This is a genomic window from Streptomyces glaucus, assembly GCF_039533365.1.
Taxonomy (GTDB): domain Bacteria; phylum Actinomycetota; class Actinomycetes; order Streptomycetales; family Streptomycetaceae; genus Streptomyces; species Streptomyces glaucus.
In genome coordinates, this window is record NZ_BAAATK010000045.1 from 37074 (window position 1) to 59365 (window position 22292).

General features: G+C 74.5%; 14 protein-coding genes, 2 tRNA genes, 1 pseudogene and 1 riboswitch. Of the genes and pseudogenes, 11 read left to right on the top strand and 6 right to left on the bottom strand.

Features of this window, described 5'->3' with window-relative positions; all coding sequences use genetic code 11:
- From ABD363_RS26070 to ABD363_RS26100, 7 genes and pseudogenes are all read left to right on the top strand, one after another.
- Positions 1-443 (top strand): annotated as a pseudogene (locus tag ABD363_RS26070) (DEAD/DEAH box helicase); the annotation flags it as partial.
- Between the two features lie 428 nt (positions 444-871).
- Positions 872-2407, top strand: a complete 1536-nt coding sequence (locus ABD363_RS26075) for an amino acid permease (protein ID WP_344607757.1) — start codon at positions 872-874, stop codon at positions 2405-2407.
- Between the two features lie 152 nt (positions 2408-2559).
- Positions 2560-2632: transfer RNA gene (locus ABD363_RS26080), tRNA-Lys, on the top strand.
- 461 nt (positions 2633-3093) lie between these two features.
- Positions 3094-4224 carry a dihydrofolate reductase family protein gene (locus tag ABD363_RS26085; RefSeq protein ID WP_344607759.1) on the top strand — a complete coding sequence of 377 codons (1131 nt, stop codon included), beginning with the start codon at positions 3094-3096 and terminating at the stop codon, positions 4222-4224.
- Between the two features lie 157 nt (positions 4225-4381).
- Positions 4382-4455: transfer RNA gene (locus tag ABD363_RS26090), tRNA-Met, on the top strand.
- Between the two features lie 486 nt (positions 4456-4941).
- A riboswitch (cyclic di-AMP (ydaO/yuaA leader) is annotated at positions 4942-5099 on the top strand.
- Between the two features lie 12 nt (positions 5100-5111).
- The gene (locus ABD363_RS26095) at positions 5112-6152 is read left to right on the top strand and encodes a M23 family metallopeptidase (protein ID WP_344607761.1); all 1041 of its coding nucleotides are present in this window, start codon (positions 5112-5114) and stop codon (positions 6150-6152) included.
- Positions 6153-6249: 97 nt separating this feature from the next.
- Positions 6250-7194: an aldo/keto reductase gene (locus tag ABD363_RS26100; protein WP_344607762.1), complete on the top strand. Its 945-nt coding sequence runs from the start codon at positions 6250-6252 to the stop codon at positions 7192-7194.
- Between the two features lie 7 nt (positions 7195-7201).
- On the opposite strand, the gene ABD363_RS26105 is transcribed toward ABD363_RS26100, so the two are convergent.
- The 4 genes from ABD363_RS26105 to ABD363_RS26120 form a co-directional block, all read right to left on the bottom strand.
- Positions 7202-8521, bottom strand: a complete 1320-nt coding sequence (locus tag ABD363_RS26105) for a PrsW family intramembrane metalloprotease (RefSeq protein WP_425578027.1) — start codon at positions 8519-8521, stop codon at positions 7202-7204.
- Between the two features lie 201 nt (positions 8522-8722).
- Positions 8723-9556 (bottom strand): tRNA (guanosine(46)-N7)-methyltransferase TrmB, encoded by an 834-nt coding sequence (gene trmB, locus ABD363_RS26110; protein WP_344607764.1) that lies wholly within the window; start codon positions 9554-9556, stop codon positions 8723-8725.
- Between the two features lie 98 nt (positions 9557-9654).
- Complete coding sequence (gene lhgO, locus ABD363_RS26115) at positions 9655-10857, bottom strand: L-2-hydroxyglutarate oxidase (RefSeq protein WP_344607766.1); 1203 nt, start codon at positions 10855-10857, stop codon at positions 9655-9657.
- Between the two features lie 91 nt (positions 10858-10948).
- Entirely contained in the window at positions 10949-12373 is a 1425-nt protein-coding gene (locus ABD363_RS26120) for an NsdA family TPR-like regulatory protein (protein ID WP_344607768.1), read from the bottom strand.
- 681 nt (positions 12374-13054) lie between these two features.
- Between ABD363_RS26120 and ABD363_RS26125 the strand changes: the two genes are divergently transcribed.
- Positions 13055-15142, top strand: a complete 2088-nt coding sequence (locus ABD363_RS26125; protein ID WP_344607770.1) for an asparagine synthase-related protein — start codon at positions 13055-13057, stop codon at positions 15140-15142.
- Positions 15143-15521: 379 nt separating this feature from the next.
- On the opposite strand, the gene ABD363_RS26130 is transcribed toward ABD363_RS26125, so the two are convergent.
- Positions 15522-16283, bottom strand: a complete 762-nt coding sequence (locus ABD363_RS26130) for a TetR/AcrR family transcriptional regulator (RefSeq protein ID WP_344607771.1) — start codon at positions 16281-16283, stop codon at positions 15522-15524.
- Positions 16284-16658: 375 nt separating this feature from the next.
- On the opposite strand from ABD363_RS26130, the gene ABD363_RS26135 reads away from it, so the two are divergent.
- Both ABD363_RS26135 and ABD363_RS26140 read left to right on the top strand, forming a co-directional pair.
- Positions 16659-18038, top strand: coding sequence for an NAD(P)/FAD-dependent oxidoreductase (locus tag ABD363_RS26135; protein WP_344607773.1), 1380 nt, complete (start codon positions 16659-16661; stop codon positions 18036-18038).
- Between the two features lie 162 nt (positions 18039-18200).
- Positions 18201-19850, top strand: coding sequence for an ATP-binding SpoIIE family protein phosphatase (locus ABD363_RS26140; protein ID WP_344607775.1), 1650 nt, complete (start codon positions 18201-18203; stop codon positions 19848-19850).
- Between the two features lie 33 nt (positions 19851-19883).
- On the opposite strand, the gene ABD363_RS26145 is transcribed toward ABD363_RS26140, so the two are convergent.
- The gene (locus tag ABD363_RS26145) at positions 19884-21161 is read right to left on the bottom strand and encodes an MFS transporter (RefSeq protein WP_344607781.1); all 1278 of its coding nucleotides are present in this window, start codon (positions 21159-21161) and stop codon (positions 19884-19886) included.
- A 145-nt stretch (positions 21162-21306) separates the two neighbouring features.
- On the opposite strand from ABD363_RS26145, the gene ABD363_RS26150 reads away from it, so the two are divergent.
- A complete protein-coding gene (locus tag ABD363_RS26150; RefSeq protein ID WP_344607777.1) occupies positions 21307-21855 on the top strand; it encodes a MarR family winged helix-turn-helix transcriptional regulator in 549 nt (182 codons plus the stop codon).
- Positions 21856-22292: the final 437 nt, after the last annotated feature.

Below are 22292 nucleotides of genomic sequence, written 5' to 3' on the forward strand. Positions count from 1 at the left end.
GGGACGGCGAGCGGGGCGGCTTCCGCCGGGACGAGCGCCGCGACGACCGGGGCGGGTTCAACCGTGACCGGGACCGCGGTGGCCGTTCCTTCGAGCGCCGGGACGGCGAGCGGGGCGGCTTCCGCCGGGACGAGCGCCGCGACGACCGGGGCGGCCGGTCCTTCGACCGGGACCGCGGCGGGCGTTCCTTCGAGCGCCGCGACGACCGGGGCGGCTTCCGCCGGGACGAGCGCGGTGACCGGGGCGACCGCGGTGGCTTCCGGCGCGACGAGCGCGGCGGCCACCGGGGCAGCGACCGCCCGTTCAACCGCGACCGCCAGGGCGACCGCCCCGGCTACCGCTCCGCCGGTCACGACCGCCCGTACGGCCGTCGTGACGACCACCGCGGCACCGGCTCCTTCGGCCGGCGCGAGGACAAGCCGCGCTGGAAGCGCAACGGCTGACACCCCGGCGGACAACGGCCGGCGTCCTTGACGGACACCGGCTGACGCGGCCGGCGTCCCGACGGACGGCGGCCGGCGTTCCGGCCCACGGCAGGCGCCGTGGCTCCACCGATCCCGGTGGGCCACGGCGCTTTTCCATGAGGTCTTCCCCGGCCGGGGCGTGTCCTGCGACGCGGTGGCCGGCGCCGGCGACCTCACCGGCGACGGCGGGACGGCCCGGCCGTGCGGGACACGGGGCGCCGCGGGCGGCCTCCACCGCCGGGCCGGCCCCGGCGAGGGCGTCTGCGGCGCCCGGGCGGGGGCCGCGAGGGGCAGGCGAGGCCGCGCGGGACTGACGGGGCCGCGGGGGCGTTGTCCGGCCGCGCCCGCTTTGCTCCCAGTCGCCTTGTGACGCATGTCACGCCCTCGGTGAGGGAATCGCTGGGGGCATGACAGATGACGCCAGGGCGAGCGGGCCGTCGGACGAGGAACGGCTGGCCCAGCTCGGCTACCCGCAGGTGCTGGCCCGCCGCATGTCGGCGTTCTCCAACTACGCGGTCTCCTTCACGATCATCTCGGTGCTGTCCGGCTGCCTGACGCTGTATCTCTTCGGGATGAACACGGGCGGCCCGGCCGTGATCGTCTGGGGCTGGGTCGCGGTCGGCCTGATGACGCTCTTCGTCGGCCTGGCGATGGCCGAGATCTGCTCGGCGTATCCCACGTCGGCGGGCCTGTACTTCTGGGCGCACCGGCTGGCGCCCGCCCGTACGGCGGCCGCCTGGGCCTGGTTCACGGGCTGGTTCAACGTGCTCGGCCAGGTGGCGGTGACCGCGGGCATCGACTTCGGCGCGGCGTCCTTCCTGGGCGCCTATCTGAACCTCCAGTTCGGCTTCGAGGTGACGCCGGGCCGGACGATGCTGCTGTTCGCCGCGATCCTGGTGCTGCACGGCCTGCTGAACACCTTCGGCGTGCGCGTCGTCGGCCTGCTGAACAGCGTGAGCGTGTGGTGGCACGTCCTGGGCGTGACGGTGATCGTCGGCGCGCTGGCCCTCGTACCGGACCGGCACCAGCCGGCGTCCTTCGTCTTCGGCGCGTTCGTCAACCACACCGGGTGGGGCAGCGAGGCGTACGTGGTGCTGCTGGGACTCCTGATGGCCCAGTACACCTTCACGGGCTACGACGCCTCCGCCCACATGACGGAGGAGACGCGCGACGCCTCCACGGCGGGCCCGCGGGGCATCGTCCGCTCCATCTGGACGTCGTGGATCGCCGGGTTCGCGCTCCTGCTGGGCTTCACCTTCGCCATCCAGTCCTACGAGGGCGCGCTGTCGTCCCCGACGGGCGCGCCGCCCGCGCAGATCCTGCTGGACGCGCTGGGCGCGACCGCCGGCAAGCTGCTGCTGCTCGTGGTGATCGGGGCGCAGCTGTTCTGCGGCATGGCGTCGGTGACGGCCAACAGCCGCATGATCTACGCCTTCTCGCGGGACGGGGCACTGCCGTTCTCCGCGGTGTGGCACACGGTCAGCCCCCGCACCCGCACGCCGGTGGCGGCGGTGTGGCTGGCGGCGGGCGGGGCGCTGGCGCTGGGCCTGCCCTACCTGATCAATGTCACGGCGTACGCGGCGGTGACGTCCATCGCCGTGATCGGCCTCTACATCGCCTACGCCGTCCCGACGCTGCTGCGGCTGCGCCGGGGAGCGGCGTTCGAGCGGGGGCCGTGGCACCTGGGCCGCTGGTCACAGGTGATCGGCGTGGTGGCGGTCACCTGGGTCGGGGTCATCACGGTCCTGTTCATGCTGCCCCAGGTCTCGCCGGTCACCCGGGAGACCTTCAACTACGCGCCGGTCGCCGTCCTGGTCGTCCTCGGCTTCGCCGCCACGTGGTGGGCGGCGTCGGCGCGGCACTGGTTCCTCGACCCGGAGCACGAGCGGACGCGGGCGCGGGAGGCGGGGCGGACGGCGGCCGCCGGGGAGGCGGGCCCGTAGGCGGGGCGGGCCGCCCGGCGTCGCCGCGGCCCGTCGCGTGCCCTCGGGGCGGGCGGTCCGGGCCTGTTCCGTCCGCCCGGCGCGGACGTGTCTCCGATACCCGATCGGAGAGACGGCCGCATCCGGCTATGCTCGGGGTGGCGACATCGCCTGGGCCCTTAGCTCAATTGGCAGAGCAGTGGACTTTTAATCCATTGGTTGTGGGTTCGAGTCCCACAGGGCCTACCGGAGAGCCCCCACGCCGCACACCGCTGACGTGGGGGCTCGGCTTGTTCCGGCGCTGCGGTGACGGCCGGCCCGCCAGGGCGCCGGCCCGCCGCGCCGCTCCCCCCGGCAGCCGCCCGCGGCCCGCTGCGTCGGGCGCTCCGCCCCACCGGTCCGGCGGGCGGCCCTCGCGCCGCACCGGCCCGTCCTGCCCGGCGCGCCACCCCGTACGCCGGCCGGCCGCGGTGGCCCTCAGCCGTTCGGCGGGACCGGTCGTCCGCGGCCGGCGTTCCGGCGCCCCGGACCGGGCGGGGAGGATGGAGCGGTACCGGCGCGGTGTGCCGGCCGCCGCCGGAGCCGCCGGCCCGGCGCGTCCCCCGGACGCCGGGCGGCGGGGTGCGCGCGCCGCTTTCCGGGGGCGGGCCGTCGTACCGCCGGTGCGAGTCCGCTCGGAGTTCGAACAGAGGAGAGAGGGCGCCTCGATGCCCCACCCGTACGTCCTGCTGTCCGCCGCCGTCTCCCTCGACGGCCACCTCGACGACGCCGGCCCCGAGCGGCTGCTGCTGTCCGGCCCGGCCGACCTGGACCGGGTCGACGAGGTACGGGCGTCCGTCGACGCGATCCTGGTCGGCGCCGGCACGATCCGCGCCGACAACCCCCGCCTGCTGGTCAACTCGCCCGAGCGGCGCGCCGCCCGGGTCGCCGCGGGCAGGCCCGCCCACCCGCTCAAGGTCGCCGTCAGCGGCTCCGGCGACCTCGACCCGGCCGCGCGGTTCTGGCACACCGGCGGCGAGAAGATCCTCTACACGACCGATCAGGGCGCCGAACGGGCCCGGGCGCTGGGCATCGCGGCCGACGTCGTCCCGCTCGGCCCCGCGCTCGACTGGCGGCGGCTGCTGAGCCACCTGCACGACGAACGCGGGGTGCGGCGGCTCATGGCCGAGGGCGGCGGGCAGGTCCACACCCAGCTGCTCACCCAGGGCCTCGCCGACGAACTCCAGCTGGTGCTGGCCCCGCTGCTGGTGGGCGACCCGGACGCGCCCCGGCTGTTCGGGCCCGGCGCCTACCAGCGCGGACGCCTGCGGCTGGTGGAGACACGGCGGATCGAGGACGTCGTCCTCATGCGCTACGAACCCACCGCGCCCGGCACCGGCGCGACGGTGTCCGCCGCCGACCGGCACTGGCTGGCGCTCGCCTGCGAACTGGCCGGCCGGTGCCCGCCGTCGCGGACGGCGTTCAGCGTCGGCGCGGTCGTCGTGGCCGCCGACGGCACGGAACTCGCCCGCGGCCACTCGCGGGAGGGCGGGGACGCGGTGGCGCACGCCGAGGAGGCCGCGCTGGCGAAGCTCGACCCGACGGACCCGCGGCTCGCCACCGCCACGGTGTACTCCAGCCTGGAGCCCTGCGCCCGCCGCGCGTCCCGGCCCGCGCCCTGCGCCCGGCTGATCCTCGACGCGGGGGTACGGCGGGTGGTCACGGCCTGGCGGGAGCCGGACACGTTCGTCCCGGACGCCGACGGCACCGGGGTGCTGACGGCGCACGGCGCGCAGGTCCTCGTCCTTTCGGAGTACGAGGACCGGGCCAAGGCCCCGAACCGCCACCTGCTGGGCTGAGGACCGCCGGGCCGCGGCCCGCCCCGGGGGACCGGCGGACGCGGCCGCCCGGCCCGCCGCGCCGCCCCGGCAGGCGGCCAAAACCGCTGGTGGGACGCGGGGCCGGGAACGCGTGTGCTTCCTGTCCTGCGCATGGCGTACACTGGAGACACAACGACGCGGGGTGGAGCAGCTCGGTAGCTCGCTGGGCTCATAACCCAGAGGTCGCAGGTTCAAATCCTGTCCCCGCTACTGAAGGCCGAAGGCCGGGATCCTCGAGGATCCCGGCCTTCGGTGCGTTCACCCGCCCGGCCCGCCCGGCCCGCGCGCACCCGGCCGGCTTCGCGGCTCTCCCCGGGAGCGCCCCGCCCCGGCCGGGAAGGCCGGACGGACGGAGCCGGCCGGAGGGCGGGCGTACGCGAAACCGGGCGGCGCGGCACCCCGGGGCGGCGGGAGGGACGACAGGACGCCCGCCGGTCCCGCGGCAGCCTCGACCGCTGTCACGTCCCGTGACCGGGCGGCAGCCCTCCGCATAACAACTGACACAACGTCAGATCTGATGGCCCCTTCGGAGGTTTACCGGTACGCGGTCAACTCGCCCGGTTTTCGCCGGTCGTGGGCGATAATTCCCTGACGAAATCCTGAACGATCAAGGGGAACAGCTTGGAATCCGGACCCCCCGTCTATTAACGTTCGATAACGCAGCGCGGTCGTCCCAGCCGTCACAGAAGGCGGCTCCGTGCGCACGCGCCGAATCCCGCGAGGGAACCGGGGAACCACCACCTTGGGGTGAATCGAGCGGATGCCGCCGTGGAGACACGGTCGGTATACGCGCGTAGGAGACCTTCCCGCTCCGAACCCGTCAGCTAACCCGGTAGGCGGAGACGGAAGGAAAGGAGCACGCCCACGTGGCGTCCAACCGGTCTGCTACACACGTCCCGCCCGTGCCGGGCCAGCGTGACACCGAGGTCTTCGGCTACGGCGGCCCCCGCACCGACGAGGGCCCGTGGGAGGAGTGGAACCCCACCGAGGAGTCCGTCCGCCCGGTACGCGGCCGGCACCGCGTCGCCAAGCAGCGCGGCGGCCTCGCCCGCAGCTCCACCGTCCTCGGCGTCGGCGTCATCGCGGCCGTCGGCGCAGGCGGCATGGCCAGCGCCAACACCGGCAAGCCCCCGGTGTCCATCTCCATGCCGGACCTGCCCTCCGTCGGCTCGCTGATCTCCGACGACGACGAGCAGGAAGAGGTCCCCGAGGCCTCCACCACCCCCCTCAGCACCCTCGGCGCCGACTCCGCCGACACCCCGCAGGGCGCCTCCGACGCCGGCGAGGCGCTGCGGGCCCGGATCATGGCGCAGGCCGAGCAGCAGCAGGACCAGATCGCGAGCAAGGCCGCCGCCGAGGCCGAGGCCGCCGCCGAGAAGGCCGCCGCGGAAGCCGCCGCCGAGGCGGAGAAGGAGGCCGAGGCCAAGGCCGCCGCCGCGAAGAAGAAGGCGGAGGAGGAGGCGAGGAAGAAGGCCGAGGCGGAGCGGCTGGCCGCGCTGGCCGAGCAGTACGCGCTGCCCACCTCCTCGTACACCCTCACCTCCACCTTCGGGCAGGCCGGCCCCTACTGGTCCTCCGGCTACCACACCGGCCTCGACTTCGCCGCGCCGACGGGCACGCTGATCAAGGCGGTGCACAGCGGCACGATCACCGCGGCCGGCTGGGACGGCTCCTACGGCTACAAGACGGTGCTCACCCTCGACGACGGCACCGAGATCTGGTACGCCCACCAGTCCTCCATCAGCGTCAGCGTCGGCCAGAAGGTCACCACCGGCGACGTCATCGGCCGGGTGGGCGCCACCGGCAACGTCACCGGCGCCCACCTCCACCTGGAGGTGCACTCCGGGAGCGGCGGCTCCGGGATCGACCCGCTGGCCTGGCTGCGGAGCAAGGGGCTGAACCCGTAAGCCCCGGGCCGCGGGGCGCGCGGTCGGGCGAGGTCTCGGACGTGCCGGGGCGGGCGATGCGGAATGCGATCGCCCGCCGGGAGGGTTGACGTAGAACATGACTGTTCTGCGCACCCTCGGCTCGTCCGACCTCGAAATCTTCCCGCTCTCCCTCGGCGGCAACGTCTTCGGCTGGACCGCCGACGAGGCCGCCTCCTTCGCCGTCCTCGACGCCTACACGGCCGCGGGCGGCAACTTCGTCGACACCGCCGACTCCTACTCGGCGTGGGTCGAGGGCAACCGGGGCGGCGAGTCCGAGACCATCATCGGCAAGTGGATCAAGGCGCGCGGCAACCGGTCGGACGTCGTGATCGCCACCAAGGTCAGCCAGCACCCGGAGTACCCGGGCCTGACGGCCGCGAACATCAAGGCCGCCGCCGACGCCTCGCTGCGCCGCCTGGGCACCGACTACATCGACCTCTACTACACCCACTTCGACAAGCCCGAGGTGCCGGTGGAGGAGATCATCGGCGCGCTCGACGAGCTGGTGAAGGCGGGCAAGGTGCGGTACATCGCCGCCTCCAACATCTCCGCCGACCGGCTGCGGGCCTCGCTGGAGTTCTCCGACCGGGAGGGCCTCGCCCGGTACGTGGCGCTCCAGCCGCACTACAACCTGGTCTCGCGCGACACCTACGAGGGCGAGCTGCGGGACCTCGCCGAGCGCAGCGGCCTGGCCGCCGTCCCCTACTACGCCCTCGCGTCCGGCTTCCTCACCGGCAAGTACCGGCCCGGCGCCGACGTCGACAGCCCGCGGGCGGGCGCCGCGGCGGAGCACCTCCGGACCGAGCGGGGCCGGAAGGTCCTCGCGGCCCTGGACGAGATCGCCGAGGCCCACGGGGTGGCGGTGGCCACGGTCGCCCTGGCCTGGCTGGCGGCCCAGCCGACGGTGGCGGCCCCGATCGCCTCGGCCCGCACGGTGGAGCAGCTCCCGGCGCTGCTGGGGGTGGGCGAACTGCGGCTCACCCAGGAGGAACTGGCGAGGCTGACGGCGGCGTCCGCCTGATCGGCCGCTACGAGCGGTAGGGGTTGTACGGACGGGGCCCGGCGTACGGGTACGCCGGGTGGCCGTACCCGTACCCGTACATCGGCCACGGCGCGGCCACCCGCACCGGAGGCGCCGTCGCCCGCGCCGCGTGGTCCAGCGCGGGGCGCGCCAGGTCTCGCCGCCGCCACAGCTCGGCCAGCAGCTCCCGCTCCCGTACGACGAAGTCCGCGCCCGCGCGCCCACGGCGCCCCCGGTGCCGCAGGAAGGCCAGGGACGTCGCGTACGCCTCGTACTGCGCCACCGCCCGCGCCGCCGCCCTCCCGGCGTGGCGGCGGGCGTACCGCCGGGCGAGGCGCCGCGCCCGCATCGAGCCGAGCGCGAACGGCTCGGCCGGCGTCAGCCACCCGGCCGCCGCGTACACGGGCAGCTCCTCCCGCACGGTCCTCAGCTCGCGCTGGCGGGTCCAGACCACCAGCCAGGTCAGCAGGCCGAACGCCGGCACCATGAACACCGCGTACACCGCGAAGAAGCCGTACTCGCCCAGCGTCGACGAGCCGTTCCACATCGCGTGCATGCCCATCGCGAGCAGCAGCCCGCAGAGCGGCGGGAGGACCCGCCGTACCCGCCGGCGCCCCGCCGGGAGCGCGCAGACGCCGAAGCCGATGCCGGTGAGGACGGTGAACAAGGGGTGCGCGAACGGCGACATGACGACGCGCACGAAGAACGTCGCCGCCGTCACGGAGGCGACGCCGCTGTCCCCGGTCAGCTGGTCGGTGCCGAAGGCGGTGCCGAGGTAGAGGATGTTCTCGGTGAACGCGAAGCCGGTGGCGGTGACCCCGGCTATCACCACCCCGTCGAGGATCCCGGTGAAGTCCCGTCTGCGGAACAGGAACACCAGCAGGACCGCGGCGGCCTTCGCGGACTCCTCGACGACCGGCGCTACGACGGTCGCGCCGAGCGTGTCGGCGCCGGCCGGATCCGCTGTCGCGGTCGCTATCCATCTGGTCGCGGCGCTGTTGGCGACGATCGCCATCAGCGCCGCCGCGCAGGCGCCCCAGGCGAAGGAGAACAGCAGGTTCTGCCAGGGGCCCGGCGCCACCCGGTCCAGCCAGCGGAAGGCGGCCACGAGCAGCGGCACGGGCAGGACCGCGAGTCCGAGCCCGACCAGGAAGCCCTCCGTGCCGGTCTGCTCGCGGACGAGGGCCAGGATGACGAGACCGGAGAGCGTGAGCAGGGCGATCAGCGCGCCGTGACGCACCCAGCCGTGCTGCCACCAGTGCGCGTGCCGTCGCGTGCCGTCGGGGGGAAGGGCGGGGGGCATCGGATACGGGGGACAGGTGGCCACGGCAATGACCCTAACGAGGGAGGCCGCCGCCCACGACGGCGCCCGACGCTCGGACGCGGCACGGGACGCCTGCCGCCGCGGGGGCGTTCGCGGCGGCGCGGGGCGCTCGCGGTCGTGCGCGGTGCCTACGGGCGTACGGGGTGCTTACGGGCGTACGGGGTGCTTACGGGCGTGCGCGGTGCCTGCGGGGCTGCGGCGTGCTCACGGGTGCACGCGGTGCGGTACGCGGCGGAAGAGCAGGTCGTTCACGACGTGCCCCTTGTCCAGGCCCTGGCTCTCGAAACGGGTCAGCGGCCGGAAGGCGGGACGTGGCGCGAAACCGCCGCCGGGCTGGGTGTTCTCGAAGTCCGGGTGCGCGGTGAGGACGTCGAGCATGTGCTCGGCGTACGGTTCCCAGTCGGTCGCGCAGTGCAGGACCGCGCCGGGCCGCATCCGGGACGCGGCGAGCGTGAGGAACTCCGGCTGGATCAGGCGGCGCTTGTGGTGCCGCTTCTTGGGCCAGGGGTCGGGGAAGTAGACGCGCACGCCGTCGAGGGAGTCGGGGGCGAGCATCTCGCGCAGCAGGATGATGGCGTCGCCGTTGCCGACGCGGACGTTGGACAGGCCGCGGTGGTCGGCGAGGTTCAGCAGGTTGCCCTGGCCGGGGGTGTGGACGTCCACGGCGAGGATGTTGGTGTCCGGGTCGGCGGCGGCCATCCGGACGGTCGCCTCGCCCATGCCGAAACCGATCTCCAGCACGACCGGGTTGTCGTTCCCGAACAGCTCGGCCAGGTCGATGACGCGCTGCCCGTCGATGTCCAGGCCCCACTTGGGCCACAGCCGCTGCAACGCGTCCGCCTGCCCGGCGGTCACCCGGCTCCGCCGCGGCTGGAAACTGCGGATCCGCCGCTCGAAGTGGGACCCGGCGGGGTCGGGCCTGGGCCCGTCCGGGAAACGCGGCTCGCCCTTGGCCCGGGTACGGCGCGCGGAGGCGCCGGGGGCGGGGGCCGGAGCGGTGGGCCGGGGGGCTTCGGGGGCGTTGCGGGAATCAGACACAATGGGGTCGATTTTACGGGGGACGGGTGCGACCGCGGGGGTGCGGGGTTCGCCCGCCGATCCGGCGGCCCGCCCGTCGTTCCCGGTAATCCGGCGGGTCAGGCCCGGGCGAGGGCGGCCAGTGCCCGGGACGCCACCTCGCGGCCGATGGGGAGGGACGCGGTGGCCGCGGGGGACGGGGCGTTCAGGACGTGTACCGCTCGGGCGCCCTCCTGGATGAGGAAGTCGTCCACCAGCGTGCCGTCGCGCAGGACGGCCTGCGCCCGCACCCCGGCCGCCGCGGGCAGCAGGTCCGCCGGCGTCACGGCCGGCAGCAGTCTGCGTACCGCCGCCGTGAACGCCTCCTTCGACATCGAGCGGCGCAGCTCACCCGCCCCGTACCGCCAGTGCCGCCGGGCCATGCGCCAGGAACCGGGCCAGGCCAGGGTCGCCGCCAGCTCGCGCGGGCGCAGGACGCCCCGGTGGTAGCCCTCGCGGGCCAGGGCCGGCACGGCGTTGGGGCCGACGTGCACACCGCCGTCGACGCCGCGGGTCAGATGCACCCCGAGGAACGGGAACGCCGGATCCGGCACCGGATACACCAGTCCCCGCACCAGCTCCGGCCGGGCCAGCTCGTAGTACTCCCCGCGGAACGGCACGATCCGCATGTTCGGTTCGTCGCCGGTCATCCGGGCGATCCCGTCGCAGTGCAGCCCGGCGCAGTTCACCAGGACCCGGCCGCGCACGACGTCCCCGGAGGCGGTGCGGACCGCGACGCCCAGGGCCGGGCGGCGGTCGACGCGGACCGCTTCCGCGCCGTAGCGGATCTCCGCCCCGGACGCCTCGGCCAGCCGGTGCGCGACGGCCGTGTAGTCGCAGATCCCGGTCGTGCCGACGTGTATCGCGGCGAGGCCGCGCACCTCCGGCTCGTACTCCGCGATCTGGGCGGCGCCCAGCTCGCGCACCGGGATGCCGTTGTGCCGGCCGCGCTGCACCAGCGCGTGCAGCCGGGGGAGCTCCGCGCGGGCGGTGGCGACGATCAGCTTGCCGGTGACGGCGTGCGCGATGCCGTACTCGGCGCAGAACTTGATCATCTCGTCGGCGCCGCGGACGGCGTAGCGGGCCTTGAGGGAGCCGGGGCGGTAGTAGATGCCGCTGTGGACCACGCCGCTGTTGCGGCCCGTCTGGTGGCGGGCCGGGCCCGGCTCCTTCTCCAGCACCGTCACGCGGGTGCCCGGCGCGGCACGGGTGAGCGCGTACGCCGTCGACAGGCCGACGATCCCGCCGCCGACCACCAGCACGTCACAGTCGTATGCGCTCATGGGCCGCACCTGCTCCACCTCCCGGCTTCGATAGTGCACTGCGCCACCGACAACGCGCTCAAACCCGGAGGGCGGCCGGTGGGCGGCGCCCTCAGGCCGGCGCCATGAGCAGCGGGCGCGCCCGCTCGCGGAGCTCGACCACGCGCGGCTCGTCGCCGTACGGCTCCAGGCGGTGCAGGAGGTCCTTCACGTACTCCGTGGTGCGGGCCGAGGAGATCCGCCCGGCCACCTCCACCGCCCGCACGCCCTGCTCGCAGGCCGCGTCCAGGTTGCCCGACTCCAGCTCGGCGACCGCGGAGACGACCAGGCGCAGGCCGTGCGAGCGGACGAACTCCTCCGTCGGCCGGGACAGGGCCTGCTCGGTGAAGCGGCGGACCTGGCGCGGCGCCTTCAGGTCGCGGTAGCACTCGGCGGCGTCCGCGGCGAAACGGTCGTACGAGTAGAAGCCGAGCCAGCTCGGGTCGTTGTCGCCGGGGCGGGCGCGCTCCAGCCAGCTCTCGGCCGCCCTCAGGGCCGCGCCGGCCGCCTGCGCGTCCCCCGCGCGCGCGTGCGCCCTGGCCTCGACCAGGCGGAAGAAGCTCATGGTGCGGGCCGTGGCCAGGCCCCGGTTGCGTTCCAGGGCGGCCTGGGCGAGGTCCACGCCCTCGTCGCCGAAGCCGCGGTAGGTGGCCTGCAGGGACATGGAGGCCAGCACATAGCCCCCCAGGGGGACGTCCGCGGCGGCCCGGGCCAGGCGCAGGGCCTGGATGTAGTAGCGCTGGGCCGCCTCCTGCTGGCCGGTGTCGAAGGCCATCCAGCCCGCCAGGCGGGTCAGTTCGGCCGCGGCGCCGAACAGGGCGCGGCCGACCTCGTCGGAGTACGAACCGAGCAGCAGGGGAGCCGCCTCCACCCGCAGGCACTCCGGGACCATGGACGAACGCCAGTCGCCGCCTCCGTACTTGGAGTCCCAGCGCCTGGCGTCCTCGGCGGCCTCCCGCAGCTTCTGCACATCGCTGTGGCCGACTTTGATCGGTGCGCCGGAACCTTCCGCCGGGTTCGCCTCGCGCGCCACCGAGCTGTCGGCCGGGGTTATCAGCCAGCGCGAGGCGGGCGTCGCGTATGCGCTCACCGCGAAGGAGCCGGCCAGCGACTGCCAGATGCCGCCGGAGCCGGCCCGGCGCCCGGCGAGGTCGAGGCGGTAGAGCTCCGTCGCGGACTTCACGGCCTGTCCGACGTCCCTGGGGAAGGCGAGACCCACTTCGGGCGCGGGATCCGCGTCCGCCAGGCCGATCTCGTGCAGCGGCACCGGGCGGCCGAGCTTCTGGCCGATGGCGGCGGCGATCAGGTGCGGCGCCGCACCCTGCGGCACCATCCCCTTCGACACCCAGCGCGCCACCGACGTCTTGTCGTAGCGAAGCGTCAACCCGCGCTGCGCGCCAAGGTCGTTGACGCGTCGTGCGAGTCCTGCGTTGGAGATTCCCGCGAGGGCGAGAACGGCGCCGAGTTTTTCGTTCGGCCCGCGTTGCTCCCTGGACATGCGCCACCCCTCGACACAGACGGCTGCCGCGCTGGCATAACCACGCGGCATTCGTAAACCCAGCGTAGTTCGCCGCATCCCAAGCGTTAAGGGGCATTGTTCCGGTTGGCGGGAATGTGGTCCGTGCTCAAGTGCGCGGCATGTACGGTCAGTTGCGACGTGCTCCCGGTGTGTGGCCGTGCGCCCGTCCGTGCGCTCTTCTCCGGCCACCTCGGGAGCGGTTCCATGGCTCGTGCGTGGGTCGGCCCGCTGCACTGGATCCAGTGGGCTGGGGGACACCGCCGCCTCCATCCCCGCGGGCGGCGGAACGGTCCGGGAGGCGTGCTCCGCCTCCCGGACCGCGCGCTCCCGGGCGGTGCGCAGAGCGTGTACGGAGCGTGTTCAAGCGTGCGTCCCCATCGCCAATTCGGCTGAAAATCGATCCCGCTTTTTCTGGTCAATCACTGTTCTCACCACGGCACTTGAGGGCGCGCCGGGTGTCTTCGGGGCGCATTGAGGGGCGCATTCGCGTCGCGGTGTCCCCGCGCCGCCCGGGCGTCCGGGCGGCCGGCGAGGTGTCCGCGGGGGCGCACCCACGGGAGCACACGCGGCTGCGTCGCCCCTCCGGGGTCCGTCCTTCATGGCAGCATGGGGAGCCAGTTCGTGCGGTGCACTGGTGGTCCACAGCCCGTGGAGGCGTCGATGCGGTGGTTGGTGGGATGGAGCAGCGCCGCCGCGGGTGCCGTCGGACCCGGACCGGCGGGAGCCACCGGCCACGACGGCGAGGCCGTGCACCCCGTCGGCTCCCAGCTCCTGTGGGGCGGCCCCGATCCCCTGTGGGCGGTCGGCGACTGGCGCCCCGACGAGGTGCGCGTCGTCCACGCCGACGACCGGTCCCGGATCGCGGTCCTCGGCACGTGCGGCGCCTCCGACGAGGAGCTGCGGCTCGGACTGTTCACCGCGCGCGGAGGGGCGCTCCGGCACCTGACGGCGTGGCCCGGCAGCTACACCGCCGTCGTCCAGGTGGGGCGCCGGCTCACCGTCTGCGGCGATCTCGCCGGCGCCCGGCCGGTGTTCTACACCCCCTGGGCGGGCGGTACGGCCTATGCGACGGCCGCCCTCCCGCTCGCCGACCTCGTCGAGGCCAACCTCGACTTCGGACACCTCGCCGCGCTGCTGGCCGCGCCCGACGTGCCGGCCGCGCTGCACGACTCCACCCCGTACGACGGCGTGCGGAGGATTCCGCCGGGGCACGCGCTGATCCTGCGCGCCGGGGCGCGGGAGGTCGCGGGGTACGAGCCGGTCGCCTCCCTCGCGGTGGCGGCGCCGCCCGCCGATCCGGACCGCGCGGTCGACGCCGTGCGGGACGCGCTCGTCGAGGCCGTACGCACCCGCCTGGCGGCGCCCCGGCACGTCCCCGGCGCCGGCATCGACCCCGGACCCGTGCCCGGCATGGGGCCCGCCGAGCGGCGCGCCGCGCGCGGGACGCCGGTTCCGGGGATCGGCGCCGACCTGTCCGGCGGGCCGGCCTCCGGGACGCTGGCCCTGCTGGCGGCGGGGCTGCCGGGGATGCCGGGCACCGTGCTGGGCCACGGCACGGGCGCGGGGGAACGGCTACTGGCCGTGACCTTCAACGACCTGACCGCGAACGGGCGGGAGGCCGAACTGGAGCGGGCCGGGGTCCTCGCGGCCGACCCCCGGCTGCACCACGTGGTGGTCGCCGGCGGGGAGGAGACCCTGCCGTACGCCGACCTGGACGGACCGCTGACGGACGAACCGGGGCCGAGCCTGGTGACGGCGGCGCGGCACCGGGCGCGGCTGGCCGCCGGCAGCGCGGACCACTTCACCGGGTACGGCGCGCGGCAGGTCCTGGACGCGCATCCCGCCCGGCTCGCCGACCTGCTGATGGACCGCAAACGGCGCCACCTGGTACGGCCCGTCGCCGCCCTCGCCAAGGCGGACGGCTCCGTCATGGTCTCCGCGCGGGTGTACGCCGCGGCCCGGCGGCTCGCGCGTACGCCCTACCGGACGGGGCTGGAGTCGCTGGCCGAGCGGCTGCTGCACCGGCGCTTCGACGAGCCCGGCGGGGCGGTGGAGGCCTCGCTCGCCGCGCTGACCTGGGGCGGGCCCGGACCGGCGGCGCGGTGGCTGACGGGGGAGGCGCTGGCTGAAGTATCGGTTCGCCTGCAGGCGTCGACGCACCGGTCCGGGGTCGGGCCCGGGCAGCGGCCGGGGGACTTCCGCGCGCGTGCGGCACTGGCCCGGTACGCGGCGGACGTACGGGTGCTGGAGCAGGCCGCCGAGATCCGCTTCCAGCGCCTGCACGCGCCGTTCCTCGACAACCAGGTGGTACGCGCCTGCCGGGCGCTGCCCGAGGCGCTGCGGGTGCGGCCGGGGGCGCGGGCGGCGATCCTGCGGGCGGTGCTGGAGGGGGCGGGGGTCAGCGACCTGCCGCCCGGATGGGGGGCGCCGACGCAGGGGGCGGCGGCCGCCGCGTCGCGTGCGGGGCTGCGGGTGGCGGCCGACACGCTGCTGATGCTGTTCGACACGCCGCTGCTGGCGGAGGCGGGACTGGTCGAGGCGCGGGTGGTGCGCAAGGCGCTGCGGGACGCGGCGGCGGGGGAGCCGCTGCCGGTGGACGGGCTGGCGGACCTGGTCTCCCTGGAACTGTGGCTGCGGCGGCTGCTGGCGCGGCGCGGCACGTGCTGGACGGGGACGCCGGCGCGGCAGCGGGCGGTGCCGGCGGGGATCGCGCCTCAGCGCGGGGCGTTGGGGGCGGCCCGCAGGTGACGGGAGCTCCGGCGCGCGGGACGGTGGGGCGCCGCGGCCGACCGCGGCCCGGACCCGGACCGCGGTGACCGCCCGCGTCCCGCGCCGGGGCGCGCCGGCGCCGGACCACGGAGACCGCCGCCCGGGCGGCCCCCGACGCCGAGCGGTTCACACCGGAACACACCAGGGGCGCGGGCCGCACCGCCCGGGAGGTCCCGGACGAACCGGGCGGTGCGGCCCGCGGACGGTCGACCCGGGCCCGCGGACAGTGGAACAGCGCCCCCGGCCCACGGACGGCACAGTGCCCACGCCCCACGGCGATCCGGCCCGGGACGCGATCCGGCCCGGCGTACGGACCGGCCCGGCGTACGGACCGGCCCGAGCCCCGCAGCCCGCCTCCTCACACCGGCCGCGACCGCAGCCCCTCCAGCAGGATGTCCAGCAGCCGCGCCGACGCGGCCGCCTGCTGGGCCGCGTCCGGCAGCGAGGGCGCCGCCGTGGCGATCACCAGCAGCACGTCCGACACCGACACGTCCGGCCGCAGCTCGCCGGCCGCGCGCGCCCGCTCCACGAGCTGGCCCACGACCTCCAGGAGCGCCGCCGCTCCGGTGCCGTCCTCCGCCGCGCCGGGCGAGGTCTCCTCGGACACCAGCCGCAGTTCACCGGGGCCGGACTGCGTCCGCTGGTGCGGCACCCGCCCCTCCCCGGACCCGGCGGCTTCCTCGGCCACCCCCACACGCAGCACCTGCGGCGGCAGCAGCCGCCCGGCGCCGGAGGCCACCGACGTGCGCAGGAAGCGCGAGAGCGCCGACCACGGCTCGTCCTCCTGGCCGAGCGCGGCCCGTGCCTGGTCGGTCAGCCGGGAGGTCTCCTCCTCGGCTATCCGCCGCACCAGGACGTCCTTGCTCGGGAAGCGCCGGTACACCGTGCCGACGCCGACCCGCGCGCGCCGCGCGACGTCCTCCATCGGCGCCCCGTACCCGAGCTCGCCGAAGACCTCGCGCGCCGCACGCAGCACGTGCTCCAGATTGCGCTGTGCGTCCACCCTCAGCGGCGTCGTCCGCGCTCCGTCCCCGCGCCCGCCGCCCGCCGCCGCGCTCATCGTCGCGCCGCCCGCTGCGACGGCGGACGCGGACGACCAATGAGAGCCCTGAACATGCATATGCATTCCCCCGGTAATGACGTCTCCCCCCGGAGACTCTCCCCGCCATCGAGATCGGGGCGAGCGGAACGGACCCGGCTGCCGGCCCCGCCCGTCGCGGACCCGAAGAGCGCATCCCCCTACACCCCGTAGGAACACGAACATAGTTGAGGCCGAGTCAATTCAGAAGGGGCAGGTTCCGTACGGAGCGCCCCTCGATCGGAGTACGGGTCGCATACGTCCCGAATGTGCCCGCCACCGCTTCCCAGAGCACACGTGCTGACCTGCGCTCATGCTCCCCAGTTCGGTAATTCGGCCAACCCCGCGCACCCCCGGTCTCCGGTCATACGAATCGCCGGGCCTGTGGACAAACGCAAGCGCCGGGTGCGTCATGGGATGGTGAAGGAACGTGCGCGCATTCTCGTTGTCGGCGGCGGCTACGTCGGGATGTACACGGCACTGCGTCTGCAACGGAAGCTGAAACGGGAACTGAACCGGGGCGAGGCCGAGATCACGGTCGTCACGCCCGACCCGTACATGACGTACCAGCCGTTCCTCCCCGAGGCCGCCGCCGGCTCCCTCTCCCCCCGCCACGTCGTCGTGCCGCTGCGCCGGGTCCTCGACCGGTGCCACGTGATCATCGGTGAGGCCGAGACCGTCGACCACGCGCGGCGCACCGTCACCGTCACCACCCTCGCCACCGAGGAGGAGGGCACGGGCGCGCGGCGGCTGCCGTACGACGAACTCGTCCTCGCCCCCGGATCCGTCTCGCGCACCCTGCCCGTCCCCGGTCTCGCCGACCACGGCATCGGCTTCAGGACCGTCGAGGAGGCCATCGGCCTGCGCAACCACGTCATCGAGCAGATGGACATCGCCTCCTCCACCCGCGACCCCGCCCTGCGCGACGCGGCCCTCACCTTCGTCTTCGTCGGCGGCGGCTACGCCGGCGTGGAGGCCCTCGGCGAGCTGGAGGACATGGCCCGCTACGCCACGCGCTACTACCACAACGTCCGGCCCGACGACATGAAGTGGATCCTCGTCGAGGCCACGGACCGCATCCTGCCCGAGGTCGGCGAGGAACTGGGCCGCTACACGGTCACCGAACTGCGCCGCCGCAACATCGACGTACGCCTCGGGACCCGCCTGGAGTCCTGCGCCGGCCGGGTGGCGCACCTCAGCGACGGCGCCCGCTTCCCCACCCGTACGGTCGTGTGGACGGCCGGCGTCCGGCCCCATCCGCTCGTCGCCGCCACCGACCTGCCCCGCACCGCGCGCGGACGGCTGAAGTGCACCCCCCAGCTGACGATCGACGGCGTCCCGCACGCGTGGGCCGCGGGCGACGCCGCCGCCGTCCCCGACGTCACCGCCGCGGAACCCGGTACGGAGTGCGCCCCCAACGCCCAGCACGCCCTGCGCCAGGCCCGGGCCCTCGGCGACAACATCGTGCACGCCCTGCGCGGCGAACCGCTCCGGACGTACGCGCACCGGTACGCCGGCTCCGTCGCCTCCCTCGGCCTCCACAAGGGCGTCGCCCAGGTCTACGGACACCGGCTCAAGGGCTACCCCGCCTGGTTCATGCACCGCGCCTACCACCTCAGCCGGATCCCCACCGTCAACCGCAAGGCACGCGTACTCGCCGAATGGACCCTCTCCGGGCTCTTCAAACGGGAGATCGTCTCCCTGGGGTCACTCGAACACCCCCGGGCGGAGTTCGAACTCGCGGCCGGGGGAAAGCCTTCTCCGGAGCCTCCCGGGGACCCGAAGGGGTCGTCCTGACCGGACCCAGGAACTCCACCGGCCGGCCCGGCGTCTGACGGATGCCGACCCGGTCGGCGCACTGCCAGACTGGTCCACCACCAGGGGCGGGCCACCGCTCGCCCCCGCGCGGCTCCGGCCGGTCCCGCACCGGCCGCCGACGACTACACGAGGCAAGGATCCGTGAACTTCACGCGCTGGAGCCACCGACTCCCCGGAACACAGCGCCGCGCCGCGGCACGGACCGACACGACGGTGGCGCCGGACCGGCGGGGAGAAGGATCCGTGCCCGCGGCCCGCGCCGAGCGACCGGCCGACGAACCGCCCCCGGTGTCCGCCGTCGACGAGCTGCCGGCCAGAGACGTCCTGGACCGCGTCCCGGCCCTCGTCGCCCTCGTCCACGGCCCCGACCACCGCATCGCCTACGTCAACGACGCCTACACGACGGCCTTCGGCGCACGCCCGCTCGGCGAACGCGCCCGCGAAGCCCTCCCGGAACTCGGCCAACTCGGCCTGTTCCCGCTCCTGGACCAGGTCCTGCGCAGCGGCAGGCCCCGCACGGTCAAGTCCCGCAAAACCCCCGACGGCCGCTCCTACACCTTCACCTGCACCCCGGTCACCCAGGGCGGGGACAGCGGCCCCGGCGTCCTCGTCTTCGCGACGGACGTCACCGACCACGCCGAGGCCGCCGCACGCCTGCGCGCCAGCGAACGCAGCCAGCGCGAGACCGCCGTCACCCTCCAGCGCTCCCTCCTCCCCCAGGAGCTCGAACAACCCGACGACCTGCGGATCGCCGCCACCTACCGGCCCGGCGGCACCGAGACCGCGGTCGGCGGCGACTGGTACGACGTGATCACCCTCGGCGGCGGCCGCACCGCCCTGGTCATCGGCGACGTCATGGGCCGGGGCGTGCGCGCCGCGGCCGTCATGGGCCAGCTCCGCACGGCGGTCCGGGCCTACGCCCGCCTCGACCTGCCCCCGCACGAGGTGCTCCAGCTCCTCGACGGCCTGGCCGCCGAGATCGACCCCCACCAGATCGCCACCTGCGTGTACGCCGTCCACGACCCGAACGAGGGCCAGCTGGTGTACGCCTCCGCCGGCCACCTGCCCGTCCTGGTCCGCGACGGGAACGGCGAGGTCCTGCGCGCCGACGGGCCGACCGGCCCGCCGCTGGGCACCGGCGGCTGGATGCACACCTCGGGTTCGGTGCCCCTGAGCCCCGGCTCCACCGCCGTCCTCTACACGGACGGCCTGGTGGAGCGCCGGGGCGAGGACCTGGACGAGGGCATCGCGGCCCTGGAACGCGCCCTGGCCGGCGCCACCGGCACCCCCCAGGTCGTCTGCGACCGCCTGGTCCGCTCGGCGGGCGTGACGGCGGGCCACGACGACGACGTGGCGGTCCTGGTCCTCCAGCACCCGGCCCGCACCGGCCCGGAGAGCGATCTCTTCCGCAACGCCGCCCTGGAGCTGCTCGGCGGGATGGAGGCGGCCCCCCGCGCGCGTGCCTTCGCCTCGGGCGTCCTGACCAGCTGGCGTTTCCCCGCCGAACTGCACGACCTGGGCGTCCTCGCCGTCAGCGAGCTGGTCGCCAACTCCCTCCAGCACGGCACGCCCCCCATGCGGCTGCGTCTGCGCCGCACCGACCGCCGCCTGATCGTCGAGGTGACGGACGGCGACGACCACCTCCCGCGCCGCCGCCGCGCGGAGCCGGCGGACGAGTCGGGCCGGGGCATCGCCATCGTCGCCACCATCGCCTCGAACTGGGGCTGCAGACGCACCCCGGGCGGCGGCAAGGCGGTGTGGTGCGAGTTCGCCCTGCCGGCGGCGAGATGACCCGCCGGCAGGGCGAACCCCCGGGCGTGCGCGTCAGGCGTGCGCCCGCGCCTGCCCCGTCGACGAGGCGCCCCCCTGCGCCACCACCCGGCTGCGCGCCAGCCACGGCCGGTCCTGCACCTCCGTGAGCTGCCGCCCGAGCCGCAGCGCCAGCACCGTGACCCCCAGCGAGAACAACAGGAACGCCACGATGTACGGCGCGTGCAGCGAGGCCCCCAGCGGCCCGCCCACCGCCGGCCCGACGGCCAGCGCCAACTGCTTCACCAGGGCGAAGGCCGAGTTGTACTGCCCGGCCATGCCCTCCGGCGCCAGATCGGCCACCAGCGGCGCGACCGTGGGCGACAGCATCGCCTCCCCGAGCCCGAACAGCGCGTACGTCGACACGAACGCGGCCGTCGCCATGGCCTGGCTCCCGTGCCCCAGCCCGGCGTACCCGGCCACGGCCCACGCCACGGCCCACACCAGCCCCACGGCCGCGATCACCCGCGACCGCCGCCGCCGCTCCACGAACCTCAGCACCGCGAACTGCGCGACCACGATCATCATCGTGTTCGCCGCCAGCGCCGTCCCCAGCGCGGACGTCGAGATCCCGGCGGCCTCGACCCCGTACGCGCTCAGTCCGGACTCGAACTGCCCGTAGCAGGCGAAGAACAGCACGAACCCCAGCACGCACAGCTGCACCATGGCCCGGTTGCCCAGCAGCTGCTTCCAGCTGCCCCGGTCCGACCGCCCCGGCGTCTGCTCCAGCCGCGGCGCGCGCGGCATCCGCACCGTCGCCATCACCACGACCAGCAGCAGGAACATCGCCGCCTCGATCGCGAACAGCAGCGTGAACGACGCGGCGTCCGACGTGTCGACCAGATGCCCCCCGATGAGCCCGCCGACACCGAGCCCGAGGTTCTGCAGGAAGAACTGCATGGCGAACGCCCGCGACCGCGTCTCCGCCGACGAGCAGTCGACGATCATCGTGGCGAGCGCCGGCTGCATCACGGCCTGCCCGGCCCCGAGCGCCGACGCCGACAGCAGTACGGCCGCCGTCCCGCTCGCGACCCCCAGGCTCAGCGCCCCCAGCGCGGCCGTGACCAGAGCGGCGAGCAACACCGGCAGCGGCCCCCGCCGGACGATGGCCCGCCCGGCGAACGGCAGCACCACCAGCGCGGCCACGGCGAAGACGGCGAGTACGAGACCCGCCGTCACGGCACCCAGCCCCCGCACCTGCGCCACATAGACGTACAGGTAGGGGACGGTGAAGCCGAGCCCGAACGCGCTGAGCGCGTTGCCCACGTGGATCCGGCGCATCGCTGCGCCCATCGCCCTGGTCACGTTCACCTCTCTCTGTTCTCCGCGTCGGCCTGGATCGAAGTTAGGAGTGAAGACTTCGAAACTAAAATTCGAAGCTAAAGAGTACATGGTGAAGGACTTCAAGGCAAAGCCGCCCCGTGCGATACTTCGCCGCATGGGCGACACCCCCGGCCTCAGCGAGCCGACCCTCGAAGAACAGATCGCCGCCTACCAGCGCGAGTTCCAGGACCTGGATCCCCAGGTCGAGAAGATCGTGTCGGCGCTGTCCCGCCTGAACCGCCGTATGAACGTCGCCTACGGCCGCCAGACCGCCGCCCTCGGCATCAGCAACGCCGAGTGGGAGGTGCTCAAGGCCCTCGTCCTCTCCGGCGCCCCCTACCGCATGGGCCCCGGCGACCTCGCCAAGCGCCTGGGTCTCACCCCGGCCGCGATGACCCACCGGATCGACCGCATGGTCGCCGAGGGACTGGTGACCCGGGAACGCGACGAGTCCAACCGCGTACGCGTCATCGTCGAGCTCACCGCCGAGGGCCGCGAGAAGTGGCTGGCCGCCATGCGCCTCGCCTCGGTCTTCGAGGAGGACCTCCTCCAGGACCTGTCCCCCGAGGAGCGGACGGCCCTCGGCGAGGTCCTCACCCGCCTCCTGCGCCGGGTGGAACACGCCCAGCCGGACGCCGGGGGCCGGCTCAGCGACCTCGACTGAGGCCGTCGGGGCGGGCCCGCGCGGACCGCAAAAGATCTTGACAGGGATCGCTTGACAGTCCCCTGCGGGATCCGTAAAGTTCTTCGGGTTGCCGCGGAGCCGTAACGGTTCTGCGACAGCGCCTTCCGCCGCACGAGCGGCAACAACCACCAGCAAGATCTCCTGACGGGGTCGATTTCGGCATGCCCGAATTCATTATTCCGTCGGGACTCGGTCTTCGAGGCCGGCTCCGATTTTGGAATCGCCGAGGGGACGCGCTAAGGTTGGAGACGTCGGAACGGCCCAACGGCCGCGAGGACGAACCCCGCTGACTGGGGATCAGGCCCGGAAGGATCTGATAAAGTCGGAGCCGCCGGAAAGGGAAACGCGGAAGCGGGAACCGGGAAGGCGCCGAGGAAATCGGATCGGAAAAGGATCTGATAGAGTCGGAGACACCG